This window comes from Vreelandella sp. L-25 (genome assembly GCF_056857535.1).
This window is the reverse complement of sequence record NZ_JBSXNH010000071.1, coordinates 1-12252: the sequence shown is the minus strand read 5'-3', so window position 1 is coordinate 12252 and position 12252 is coordinate 1. Positions and strand designations below refer to the sequence as shown.

Below are 12252 nucleotides of genomic sequence, written 5' to 3'. Positions count from 1 at the left end.
GAACTGTTATGCAACGGATCGAAGAGGGGCTTTCACTGGAAACCGCACTGCCGTTATTTGATTTACACGGCACTGATGCGGTGGAAGTCTTTGATACCCAAGGTCAGGTCATTGGGGTGTTGACCCGTACCGATATCGAAAAGGCGCAGTGTGATGCGACGTTGGGCCAGTTGGTGGGCGAGTGTATTCGCTACCGTGTCACCGGTATTAAACCGCCGGTGGAAGCTGAAAGCGTAGATGCGTTTGGTTTTGACCAAGAGCCGATGCGTTCACTGTTGGATGCTTTGCATGACGGGGTTTATATCACCGATGCCAACGGTATTACGGTAACGATCAATAAAGCCTATGAACGTATCACCGGCATTTCGCGCGCTGAGGTAGTGGGCTTTCATATGGCGGATTTGGTGAAGGCAGGGTTTATTTCCAAATCCGCGTCGTTGGAAGTCATCCGTGAACGCCGCCCGATTACGCTGGCGCAGACTATCCATAACAGCCGCAAGATCGTAGTCACTGGAACGCCTATGTTCAGTGCCGATGGCTCGATTGCTTATGTGGTTACCAGTGTTCGGGATATCACTGAGTTGCTACTGGCGAAACATGCCCAAGAGCAGCTAGAGCAAATTCAGCGCATCCGCGAGGCATATAAAGTGCCCGAGGTTATGGCGCTAAGCGCGCCGGGGGTGATCACCAGCCAACAAACGGAGCCCTGTTTTGCGCTTGCCAGTCGAGTCGCGAAAACAACGGCGAAGATTCTGATTCAAGGTGAAACAGGCACCGGTAAAACGCTATTGGCCCGCTATATACATCAGCAAAGCGACCGTGCGGATGGACCTTTTATGGAGCTTAACTGTACGGCATTTCCTGAAGGGTTGCTGGAAGCGGAGCTGTTTGGTTACACCGCAGGCGCATTTACCGGGGCGTCCCCTAGAGGCAAACAGGGGCTATTGGATGTGGCTCATGGCGGTACGCTTTTTCTGGATGAAATTGGCGATTTACCTCTCGCACTGCAGGTAAAACTACTCAAAGTGGTGGAAGAGAATCGCTACTTGCCGGTAGGTGGGACAGCTTTTCGTCATGCCAACGTACGTCTGATTACCGCTACTCACCAAGATTTAAATGATCGGGTAAAGCAAGGGCTCTTTCGCGAGGATCTGTTTTATCGCATTAGCGTGGTGCCGCTCTGGCTGCCCCCTTTGCGGCAACGGCGCGATGAGGTGATTCCATTGCTGAACTATTACTTAGACCATTTTAATCAGTTGCATGGGGTAGAACGGGTCTGGAACCCCGAGGCGTTGGAGTTACTTTCTAGCTATTCGTGGCCTGGCAATATTCGTGAGCTGATCAACTTAACCGAGCGTTTATCCGTCACGGTTTCAGACAATGAGATAACCGCAACGGCACTGCCGAACGAGATATTCCCAAGCACTCCGTTTAGCCAACCGCCCGTGAGTGGTGATCTTCGCCAGCAGGTAATGCAGTTTGAACAGCAAATCATTCAACAGGCGCTTACTCGCCATGGTACGACCCGAGCGGCAGCCGCTGCATTGGGCATCGATCAATCTACGCTGGTCAAAAAACAGCGACGTTGGCGTCAAGAACTTATCTAACCTTCACTTTGAAAGGAAAAATAATGTCTATCTCCAAGCAAACGTTTTTTAAACAAGACGCGTATATTAACGGCCAGTGGGTGGCCGCAACGGATGGCAGTAGTGTCGCGGTCACCGACCCTGCTAGCGGTGAGACGCTTGGCCATGTCCCTAGCTTGAGTGCGGAGCAAGTCAGTCAGGCTATTGAAGCTGCAAATGCCGCACTGCCTGCTTGGCGTGCTAAAACCGCGGCGGAACGTTCGCAGCTTTTAAAACGCTGGCATGCACTGATTATGGAAAATGAGGCAGCGCTAGGCGAGCTGATGACCTTGGAGCAAGGGAAGCCGTTAAAAGAGGCACGCGGTGAAATCGGCTATGCGGCCAGCTTTATCGAGTGGTTCGCTGAGGAGGCGAAGCGGTTATACGGCGATACTATTCCCGGTCATGCGACTGATAAACGCATCATTGTTTCCCGTGAGCCGGTGGGCGTTTGTGCGGCGATTACGCCGTGGAACTTCCCTGCGGCCATGATTACCCGCAAGGTGGCGCCTGCCTTGGCGGCGGGTTGTACGATTATCGTTAAGCCCGCTATGGAAACCCCATTGACGGCGCTTGCGCTAGCGGCGTTAGCCGAGCAAGCGGGCATTCCTGCCGGGGTGATTAATATTGTTACTGGTGATGCCAAAACGATTGGCCCCGTGCTGACAGATAGCCCGATTGTGCGCAAACTGAGCTTTACCGGTTCTACCCCAGTGGGCGCGCATTTAATGGCTGCCTGTGCTCCAACGGTCAAAAAGGTGTCTCTTGAGCTTGGCGGTAATGCGCCCTTTATTGTGTTTGACGATGCCGATATTGAAGATGCGGTTACCGGAGCGCTAGACAGTAAGTTCCGTAATGCTGGGCAAACCTGTGTCTGCGCTAATCGTATTTATGTGCAAAGCGGTGTTTACGACGCATTTGTTGAACGTTTGGCCCAGCGCACCAGTGAACTGAGTGTCGGTAAAGGTAGCGCCGAAGGCGTAGAGGTGGGGCCACTCATCTCTGAAAAGGCGGTAGAGAAAGTTGAAGCCCATTTGCAGGATGCACTCGATAAAGGTGGTCGCTTAATCACCGGTGGTAAGCGACACGCCTTAGGCGGTACCTGGTTTGAGCCAACAGTTGTGGCTGACGTAACCGCTGACATGGCATGTGCTCGCGAGGAAACCTTTGGGCCATTGGCGCCGGTATTCAGGTTTGAGACGGAAGCGGAGGTTATTCGTCAGGCCAATGATACGGAGTATGGGTTAGCGGCGTATTTCTATGCTGAAAGCGTGTCACGGATCTGGCGCGTATCGGAAGCACTGGAGTACGGCATGGTGGGCATTAATACGGGGCTCATCTCGACCGCTTCGGCGCCTTTTGGGGGTGTCAAATCGTCGGGCATCGGTCGTGAGGGCTCACGCTATGGCATCGATGAATACACCGAGCTGAAGTATCTGTGTTTGGGTATTAAGCAAATGGCTGAATAACAAACACTTAAGGGTATAAAGGTCGTTTTATTTACGCGCTCTCTGTGAGGCGTTCTTTGAAGCCCACTAGACTTTTAGGAGTTATAGTCAAATCTGGTGGATGGCAGTCAGGCGGCAGTCCTGTCTGATTGATCGGTTACCTGCTCCCCATCCTGAAACCGGACGTTGTTCACGACCAGCTCCAGCTTGCTGAACCCCTTGATGCGCTTCCAGCGTTTCTCGGCGCTCTGGAGCAGCTTGAAGACCATCGCCAGGGTCGTCGCCCGGGATCCGCAGTTCCGGCTGCGCTTGCTCCGTAGACGGACCGTGGCGAAGGTCGACTCGATCGGGTTGGTGGTGCGGATATGCACCCAGTGCTCTGCTGGATAGTCGTAGAACGCCAGCAGCTCGTCCCGATCCTTGGCCAGGCACGCCATCGCCTTGGGGTACTTGGCCTCGAAGCGTTTCAACGTGCGATCGAAGGCCTTGTGCGCCTCATCGCGGGTCTCGGCCATCCAGATGTCATGGAGGTCGGCCTTGACCTTGGGCTGCACTGATTTCGGCAGCTTGTTCAGCACGTTAGCGGTCTTGTGGACCCAGCAGCGCTGATGGTCGGTTTCCGGGTAGATCTTGCTCAGCGCCAACCAGAACCCCATGGCACCGTCGCCCACCGCCAGCTTGGGGGCTTGAGTCAGACCGCGCTCTCGCAGCCCCGTCAGCAGCGTTTCCCAGCTGTCTGCCGACTCACGGAAGCCGTCCTCGACGGCCACCAGCTCCTTGCGGCCCTGCTCCGTGACGCCGATGATCACCAGCAGACACAGGCGGTCATCCATGCGCACGTTGCTGTACACGCCGTCGGCCCACCAGTAGACGTAGCGACGGTCTGACAGGTCACGCTGCCGCCACTCGGTATGCTCGTCTTCCCACTGTTTCTTGAGCCGAGACACCGTGTTGGCCGAGAGCCCCTTGGCCTGGTCGCCCAGCAGCGCCGCCAGCGCCTCCTGGTAGTCGCCAGTGGAAATCCCCTTCAGGTAGAGCCAGGGGATCAGTTCCTCGATGCTGCGGGCCCGCTTCAGGTAGGGCGGCAGCAGGCTGCTGTTGAAGCGAGCACCACCGCCGCTGCGGTCACGCACCTTGGGCACCTGCACGCTGACATCCCCAATCCCGGTCTGGACCGTGCGCTCGGGCAGGTAGCCGTTGCGGACCACGGCCTGACGTCCATCGCCGAGCCGCTGATCGGCATACTGCGCCAGGAAGGTGGCCAGCTCGGCCTCGACGGCCTTGGCGATCAGGTCACGGGCACCTCGTCGCAGCAGCTCGTGCAGCGGGTCAGTGACCTGGGGTTCTGGTTGTGAAAGAGCCCGGAGGGTAGAATCGGTCATGGCGTATCCACTCGTGTTGGTTGAGATCTTGGTCGTGATCAATCAACAGGATACGCCACCCTTCCTACCTCCTCCCATACACCAGACTTGAGCTTAACTCGACTTTTAGTCTAGTGGGCTTCGTATTACTACGTATATGACTAAGTAGCCACTGCGCCTAGCCTTAGGGAGTAATAACAACTAAAGCAGGAGAGTGCTCCTTGAATGTGGCCAACTATTTAGCCGTGAATGCTTGTCGGTTTCCTTCGCGAACGGTCATTTACCACGGTGATCTACCGGTTCATAGCTATGCTAGCCTTGCGCGTGTAGCCCAGCGTTGGGCAGCGTTTTTTTGCCACGAGGCAGGCTTGCTGCCGGGTGACCGCGTCGCTCTTTTCCTGCCTAACAGTAGTGCTTATATCGAATTACTATGTGGCGCTTGGTACGCAGGGTTGGTGGTTGTCCCTATCAACTACAAATTGAGTGTCTCGGAAGTTAGTCATATCGTTGAGGATAGTGGAAGCCGCATCGTGTTTACCGAACACGATGAAGTCGCTCAGGCGTTATCCAGTAGCCAAATTCTCCCGCCAGTGTTACTCGCTGAAGAGGCCGTTGGAGCGAGTCGCGACACGTTCCCCATTTTTCGTGCAGCAGCCGACCCCGCTTGGATTTTTTACACCAGCGGTACTACCGGGAAACCCAAAGGGGCGACGCTCAGCCATCTTAACTTGGCGGCTATGTCCTTTAGCTATGTGGCTAATATCGAACAGATAACGGCCGACAGTAAGTTGGTGCATTTTGCCCCTATGTCCCACGGTTCGGGGTTGTATGTTGTGCCGTATCTAATGGCAGGTGGTGCCAATATCATTCCTGCCTCTTTAAAGTTTACGGGCGAGAACTTCGTTACCACGTTAGCCAATCATGCGCGTGTTTCTATGTTTCTGGCGCCTACCATGATTCGACGTGTGCTTGATTATATTGCGCAGAATAAACCTGATTTTAGCGCTGACCATATCGACACCATTACTTATGGGGGCGGCCCCATGTATGCCAAAGACTTGAGTGAGGCATTAACGGTTTTTGGCTTACGCCTGGTACAGATTTATGGTCAGGGTGAGAGCCCGATGACCATTACTTATTTGGGTAAAGAGCAGCATCGCGATCTGACACCGGAAAACCTGCAGGCGCGACTTGAGATATCTCCTTTATTACCCGTGGGCCAATCACACCCGCAGCTTGAAGTGACGATTCAAAATCACGATGACGTTTGCCTGCCCGTTGGGGAAGAGGGGGAGGTGTGTGTCCGCGGTGATATCGTGATGAATGGTTACTGGGAAAATGCTACTGCAAATCAGGAAACCCTTCGCGACGGTTGGTTGCACACAGGTGATATAGGTCATCTAGATAAACACGGTTTTTTGTACCTAACCGACCGTTTGAAAGATGTGATTATCAGTGGGGGCACCAATATTTATCCTCGTGAAGTGGAAGAAGTGTTACTGCAGTTCCCTGGGGTTAAGGAAGTGTCCGTTGTGGGTCAGCACGATGCTGAATGGGGCGAGGTGGTGGTGGCCTTCATTGCTAGTGCCAGCTCACTTGAAGTCACTGCACTTGATCAATTCTGCCTTGCCAAAATGGCCCGCTTTAAACGACCTAAAGCGTACCATTTCGTTGATGAATTGCCGAAGAATGCGTATGGCAAAATCCTTAAAACTGAGCTGCGGGCGCAGCTCATTACTGCGCCTTGTTAGGAGATCGTTTTATGCGTAGCTATATCATTGGTACCGGTGGCCATACTCGCTTCGGCAAACTTGAAGCATCATTGGAAGCGTTAATTGGTGAGGTGGCTATTGAGGCGTTAGTGTCTGCCCAAATGGAGGCAAAAGATATTGACGCTATCTATATAGGTAATTTTAACAGCGGGATGTGTGATCAGGAGTTTCCAGCATCGTTAGTATTGAATGCATTGCCTGACATGCGCTTCAAGCCGACGACACGGGTCGAGAATGCATGTGCTAGTGGTTCTGCCGCCCTGCATCAGGCGATTAATCTGATTGAAGGTGGTTTGGCGCGAAATGTATTGGTCATCGGTGCCGAAAAAATGACCGATGCAGATGCTGCACGTATTGGTAAGGGATTATTGGGCGCTAGCTATCAGCCAGAGACACAACATCAGCAAGCTGGCTTTGCTGGGGTATTTGCGGATGTGGCTAGCCAATACTTCGAGGTTAACGGCGATCAAACAGAAGCCCTGGCTCGTATTGCGGCTAAAAACCATGCCAACGGCGTACACAACCCTTATGCACAGTTACAAAAAGATGTTGGCGTGGCGTTCTGTCGCTCGGTTTCGGAAAAAAATCCCATAGTGGCTGGGCCTTTAAAGCGCACGGATTGCTCTCCTGTTTCTGACGGTGCGGCGGCTGTTGTGATTTCAAACCAGGATGTGGCAAATGCTGCGTCTCAAAAAGTAAGGTTTTTAGCGCGCACACAAGTGACGGATTTTATGCCGATGCGACAACGTAATCCTTTGGTTTTTGATGGCGTCACCAGGGCGTGGAAGAATGTATTAAGTGACGCTAATATTACCCTTGATTCGCTGTCGTTTGCGGAAGTACACGACTGCTTCACTATCGCTGAGCTGATGATCTATGAAAGCATGGGGTTAACGCCTTTTGGACAGGGGGCGACCGCGATCAATGAAGGCTGGGTAATGAAAGACGGTCGCTTACCGGTCAACCCTTCTGGTGGTTTAAAAGCTAAAGGACATCCCGTGGGGGCGACAGGCGTTTCCATGCATGTGATGGCTGCTCGGCAGTTGTTAAATGCTGCAGGTGGCTGCCAGATTGATGATGCGCACACCGGGGCGGTCTTTAATATGGGTGGGTTAGCAGTTGCTAACTATGCAAGTCTTTTACAACGCGTCGATTGATCTTGGAGATTAAATAACAATGACGACAACAACAAATAATACGTCTAAAAGTATCATGGTTACTGGAGCGTTAGGGGGCATAGGTTTTGCCATTTGTCAACGATTTGCGCGCCATGGTTTTCAAGTCATTGCCCATGATATCAACGAGAGAGGTGACGCTGATGTGGGTAAGTTCTTGGAAGAAATGTATACTGCTGGCGCCACGTCAGCTCACTATTTTCAAGCTGATTTAAAACAACTTTCCGCTATAGATGAGTTATTTGCTGCACTTCGTGAAGAGGGGCTTAGCGTCGATATTCTGGTGAATAACGCTGGAATCCAAAAAACAGCGCCTATTCGTGAGTTTGATGCTTCGTCATGGTCAGATATTCTTGCCATCAACTTAACGGCCGTTTATCGCTGTATTCAATATGCAGTGGAAGATATGCGCTGTGCTGGCTGGGGACGTATTATCAACCTTTCTTCGGTCCATGGCTTGGTTGGCTCCGCTAATAAAGCGGCCTATGTAGCCGCAAAGCATGGCGTTGTGGGACTGACAAAGGTCATTGCGTTAGAAACGGCAACGCAGAATATTACGGTTAACGCTATTGCTCCAGGTTGGACCGATACCCCTATCTTACGTCCTCAGATCGAACAGCGTATGGCCTTACTGAATAGTACCCGCGATGCAGCAATTCAGCATTTAGTCGCGGAAAAACAGCCGTCGGGTCAGCTAGTTCCACCTGAACATGTAGCTTCTTTAATTCACTTCCTTTCCGGTGATCATGCCACTCATATAACAGGCACTACGATGCCTATAGATGGTGGTTGGACGTGCCAGTAAGTGGTGTTTAAACAATAACAACGGCGGTAATCAGCGATGAATGCAATGGTGCTGGGCAGCGATCTCCTTCAGGTGGCTTTTGAGCACGCACCTTGTGCAATCGTTGTGACTAAAAATCGTCGAGTATTGGAGTGCAACCATGCTTTTTGCGACCTTTTTGGTTATGAAAGACAAAAGCTGATCGGACAGTTGATGTTGAAACTGTACCCTTCGTATGCAGACTTTAAATCGATAGGAGAGCTTCGGTATAAAGATTTACTGCAAAATAAAAAGTGTATCGATGAACGCTTTATGCGTAATAGTCGTGGTGAGGTGTTTTGGACTAAAACTATTGGTAATACATTGACACCTGATTCACCGTTTGAATTAGCTGTCTGGTCATTTATGAAAATTAATGTTGGTCAGGATAAGTCTAATGATTTAACTATGCGTGAACTCGAGGTTTCCGGTTATATAGCGAATGGGCATACCTGTAAGGAAATAGGCAGGCTTTTGCATATATCTCATCGTACGGTTGAAGCTCATAGAGCTAAAATCATGAAGAAGCTGGGTTGCCGTAATACAGCAGAATTAGTTTCTAAAATCATACAGTTAGATGATTAAATGAAGTCTTTAGAGATGAGGGCTGGAATGAGGGAGTCTGTTTTCAGAATCCCCTACATGTATACGTAGTACTACGTATACCGCATCGTACCTGGAGAGACTAGGATGAACTATAAGATACTTTGCTAACAGCGGAATAATAATACTGAAGTGTCTTTGCCTACTGGGATAGTCGACCAGGTTAATAATAACGCTAATAAAGTACAGAAGATGTCAGGAGATTAAGATGAAACGAAGAGATTTCTTACGGCTTAGTGCTGTTTCGATTGGTGGCACGCTCACGCTAACGACCATGCCTAGTATGGTGTTTGCACAATCTGCAACGCGATTGAAATATGATTCTTATGTTACGGAGCATGCTTCCCCTTCGGTTTTGGATCGATGGTTTTTAGATGAACTTGTTAAGCGTACCAATGGGGCGATTGAGATAGATTATTATTGGGCACAATCACTTAATAAAGCGGGAGCCCATCTAAATGCCATCAAAAATGGTATTTCAGAAATTTCATTAATATCACCTGGCTATTATCAAAGTGATTTGCCGGTTACTCGAGGGTTGGAGTGGTATTACAAAATGAATCGTGCAGATGCGCTTCTTAAAGTATGCCGCGATGTTTATGAGCGTTATGAGCCGTTGCAGCAGGAATGGGAGAGTAGACACAAATCCAAAGTGCTGTACTGGACCAATTGGTATTATTGCCCGTTAATTACCCGTGACCCTATTAATTCTATTGATGATCTTAAGGGGAAACGGATTCGTGGCTATGGAGTAGGCACTGATATCGTGGAAAGCTTGGGAGGTAGAGCTATCCCCATGGCTGCCCCTGAGGTTTATTCCGCGCTTGAACGTGGGGTATTGGACGGTGCTTATGGCTTTGATTTTATAACCGCCATTAGCTACGCGCTGCATGAAGCGGCGCCGTATATTACCGAAATCGGCGCTGGACCTCATGGGCCCTCGGCAACGGTTATTGGCATCGAGGTGTGGGAACAATTACCTGAAGATGTAAAACAGGTAATGAATGAACTGGCGAATGAAATTTACGAGGGTAAATACCAGGAAATTTACGCAGAAATTGCTGAAGACCGAGTCCGCAAGGCGATGAATGAAGGTGCTCAGTTCTCGACATGGAATACTGAGCAAATTGAAACAGCACGTGGCTTGGTGCAACCCGAGCAAGTTAATCAATGGGTTAATACTGTGGCCCGGGATGCTGGGATTGATGGTGAAGAGATGCAGGCCATCATTGATGAAGCCATTGAGCGGCATGATGGTGATGGTGTCTTGAAAACCCCTTACGAAATCTATCAGAGCTTGTCATAGCTTTTTAAGCTATTTGCTTGGTAACTATTAAGCCAGCCAGGGCTACTTAATGTGGCCCGCTGTCTAGCTTTGACTTTAGGGTGTTACACCATGCAAAAATTACAAAAAATGGAGTCTTGCTTGGCTAATGTGATGGGCATCATCTCAGCGGCTGCGCTCATCTTTATGATGCTCTCTACCGCGCTTGATGCGACGTCTCGCAGCTTATTTAATTTCCCATTACCGGGTGTTTATGAGTTTTCTGAAATCTCTATGGCGATTATTGTTTACTTGGGGCTTTTATGGGCTCAGCACGACCGAAAGCATATACGCGTCTCATTGATAAGTGAAAACAAGTCGTTACCGGGTAAGCAAGCGTGGGAAGCCGTGGGGTGGTTCTTTGCTGCACTTTTTCTTTTAATACTTGCAGTACCCACTATAGAGGGAGCTTATACATCATTTTTAGATAAAGAGTTTCGCTGGGGTATTATTCAAATGCCTATTTGGTGGGTGAAAATAGTGGTTGCATGTGGTCTTGTGCTGGCGTTTATTCAAATGGCGCTACATTTTATTCTTGCTATTTATTCTTCGTTTGGTGCTGCTAATGAATAATTCTGCCTTACTTGGCCTGTTATCAGTCGGTCTTATATTTTTGCTAATGGGATTGGGAGTTCCCGTTTTCGCCGCGTTGGGTTTAGCTGGAATTATAGGCATTTTCTTGGTTCAAGATGCTAGCTACATCTATAACGTGTTACAGAACTTTGCTTTTGATGAGACAGCTGCTTATTTGCTCACCGTTATTCCACTTTTTATTATTATGGGTAACTTTGCTCTACATGCAGGGGTGGGGAAGTCTCTTTTCCATGTGGCTAAGCGGTGGTGCGGGCATTTGCCCGGTGGTCTTGCAATTTCCACGATTTTAACTTGTGCGGGATTTTCGGCGACGTCTGGATCTAGTGTTGCTACTGCGGCGACTGTTGGTGCTATTTCCTTACCCGAAATGAAGCAGGCGGGATATGATAAACGTCTTTCAGCGGGCTGTGTCGCTGCTGGTGGGGTTCTGGGTGTACTAATACCTCCCAGTGTCTTATTGGTCTTTTATGCTGCGTTGACCGAAGTTTCAGCGGGTAAAATGTTGGTGGCTGGGATTTTACCCGGTATTCTTTCAGTGGCTGTATTTGTAGCTGGGGTCTTCATTATCTCGGTGATGAAACCAGATATGTGCCCAAAAGGTGAGCGTGTCGGTTGGAAAAAACGTATTACCTCGTTGCGCAAGGCGTGGCAGTTGTTGGTGTTAATTATTGTTGTTCTAGGCAGTATTTATACGGGTTGGGCGACCCCGACCGAGGCAGCCTCGCTTGGTGCTGTCGCATCTGTTTTGTTCCTTTTATGTTCTAAGCAAACAACTTCATCCAAGATGCAAGCTATCGGAACTTCCTCACGTGATGCAGTCAATACGACTGTCATGATTATGATGACAATGCTGGGGGCGGGTATTTATAGTTTCTTTTTGAGCTTAATTAGAATTCCTCAGTTAGTTTCTGGATGGGTAATAGATTTGCCTCTGCCAGCTATCGTCATTATCGCATTGATTTTGTTGCTTTACGTGCCCATGGGAATGTTTTTAGATGCATTTTCTATGCTGGTGATTACACTGCCTATTTTATTTCCAGTTGTTATGGATCTTGGTTTTGATCCTATTTGGTTCGGCATACTGGCAATTAAAATGTGTGAGATTGGCTTGATTACTCCCCCTATAGGATTGAATGTTTATGTCATTGCAGGCCTGGATAAAGACACTTCGCTTACGGATGTTTTTTCTGGTGCTTATTGGTTTGTCGTAATGGAGGTAGTGACAATAATATTCATTTTCTCTTTTCCTTTTATAGCGACTTATTTGCCAAGCACTATGTGACTTTAAGTATTGGAGATGCTCTCTAGTAACAGCCTTGTAGCGTTGATATGTGAATATTTCACACACTACAAGGCTGCATGTCTTAGCTTTTTACGCCTTAAGTTTTACCTGAATCCGTGAAGCCGGCGCCGACACTTTCCCTATCACCGCCAGCGAGCACTTTTTGATCATTCGCCCCGTGCAAGTTGGCTTTCGCAAGCCCGTTATTGCCAAAACCCACCGTGCTGATCGGTGCTGACGGCCCG

General features: G+C 49.6%; 10 protein-coding genes. 9 read left to right on the top strand and 1 reads right to left on the bottom strand.

Annotation, left to right across the window (positions count from 1 at the left end; genetic code table 11):
• Positions 1-8 precede the first annotated feature (8 nt).
• Positions 9-1607 carry a sigma 54-interacting transcriptional regulator gene (locus AC13CN_RS11805; RefSeq protein WP_083602195.1) on the top strand — a complete coding sequence of 533 codons (1599 nt, stop codon included), beginning with the start codon at positions 9-11 and terminating at the stop codon, positions 1605-1607.
• A gap of 23 nt (positions 1608-1630) precedes the next feature.
• Entirely contained in the window at positions 1631-3094 is a 1464-nt protein-coding gene (locus tag AC13CN_RS11800; protein WP_054641476.1) for an NAD-dependent succinate-semialdehyde dehydrogenase, read from the top strand.
• A 107-nt stretch (positions 3095-3201) separates the two neighbouring features.
• On the opposite strand, the gene AC13CN_RS11795 is transcribed toward AC13CN_RS11800, so the two are convergent.
• Entirely contained in the window at positions 3202-4455 is a 1254-nt protein-coding gene (locus tag AC13CN_RS11795) for an IS256 family transposase (protein ID WP_474189217.1), read from the bottom strand.
• A gap of 206 nt (positions 4456-4661) precedes the next feature.
• Between AC13CN_RS11795 and AC13CN_RS11790 the strand changes: the two genes are divergently transcribed.
• The 7 genes from AC13CN_RS11790 (at position 4662) to AC13CN_RS11760 (ending at position 12007) form a co-directional block, all read left to right on the top strand.
• On the top strand, positions 4662-6185 hold the full coding sequence (locus AC13CN_RS11790; protein WP_233420312.1) for a class I adenylate-forming enzyme family protein: 1524 nt from the start codon (positions 4662-4664) through the stop codon (positions 6183-6185).
• Positions 6186-6196: 11 nt separating this feature from the next.
• Entirely contained in the window at positions 6197-7363 is a 1167-nt protein-coding gene (locus AC13CN_RS11785; RefSeq protein WP_054645366.1) for an acetyl-CoA acetyltransferase, read from the top strand.
• Between the two features lie 19 nt (positions 7364-7382).
• Positions 7383-8186, top strand: coding sequence for a 3-hydroxybutyrate dehydrogenase (locus tag AC13CN_RS11780; RefSeq protein WP_044629508.1), 804 nt, complete (start codon positions 7383-7385; stop codon positions 8184-8186).
• A gap of 36 nt (positions 8187-8222) precedes the next feature.
• Positions 8223-8789: a LuxR C-terminal-related transcriptional regulator gene (locus tag AC13CN_RS11775; protein WP_054641781.1), complete on the top strand. Its 567-nt coding sequence runs from the start codon at positions 8223-8225 to the stop codon at positions 8787-8789.
• A 226-nt stretch (positions 8790-9015) separates the two neighbouring features.
• Positions 9016-10113, top strand: a complete 1098-nt coding sequence (dctP, locus tag AC13CN_RS11770) for a TRAP transporter substrate-binding protein DctP (protein ID WP_062362127.1) — start codon at positions 9016-9018, stop codon at positions 10111-10113.
• A 90-nt stretch (positions 10114-10203) separates the two neighbouring features.
• A complete protein-coding gene (locus AC13CN_RS11765; protein ID WP_044629505.1) occupies positions 10204-10704 on the top strand; it encodes a TRAP transporter small permease subunit in 501 nt (166 codons plus the stop codon).
• On the top strand, positions 10697-12007 hold the full coding sequence (locus AC13CN_RS11760) for a TRAP transporter large permease (protein WP_253557888.1): 1311 nt from the start codon (positions 10697-10699) through the stop codon (positions 12005-12007). Before AC13CN_RS11765 ends, AC13CN_RS11760 begins: the two co-directional genes overlap by 8 nt.
• Positions 12008-12252 lie beyond the last annotated feature (245 nt).

What these genes read in the sequence shown, in the direction of transcription:
- AC13CN_RS11775 (WP_054641781.1), top strand. Translation starts at nt 8,223, where the DNA reads ATGAATGCAATGGTGCTGGGCAGCGATCTCCTTCAGGTGGCTTTTGAG.
- AC13CN_RS11795 (WP_474189217.1), bottom strand. Translation starts at nt 4,455, where the DNA reads ATGACCGATTCTACCCTCCGGGCTCTTTCACAACCAGAACCCCAGGTC.
- AC13CN_RS11760 (WP_253557888.1), top strand. Translation starts at nt 10,697, where the DNA reads ATGAATAATTCTGCCTTACTTGGCCTGTTATCAGTCGGTCTTATATTT.
- AC13CN_RS11785 (WP_054645366.1), top strand. Translation starts at nt 6,197, where the DNA reads ATGCGTAGCTATATCATTGGTACCGGTGGCCATACTCGCTTCGGCAAA.
- AC13CN_RS11765 (WP_044629505.1), top strand. Translation starts at nt 10,204, where the DNA reads ATGCAAAAATTACAAAAAATGGAGTCTTGCTTGGCTAATGTGATGGGC.
- AC13CN_RS11800 (WP_054641476.1), top strand. Translation starts at nt 1,631, where the DNA reads ATGTCTATCTCCAAGCAAACGTTTTTTAAACAAGACGCGTATATTAAC.
- dctP (WP_062362127.1), top strand. Translation starts at nt 9,016, where the DNA reads ATGAAACGAAGAGATTTCTTACGGCTTAGTGCTGTTTCGATTGGTGGC.
- AC13CN_RS11805 (WP_083602195.1), top strand. Translation starts at nt 9, where the DNA reads ATGCAACGGATCGAAGAGGGGCTTTCACTGGAAACCGCACTGCCGTTA.
- AC13CN_RS11780 (WP_044629508.1), top strand. Translation starts at nt 7,383, where the DNA reads ATGACGACAACAACAAATAATACGTCTAAAAGTATCATGGTTACTGGA.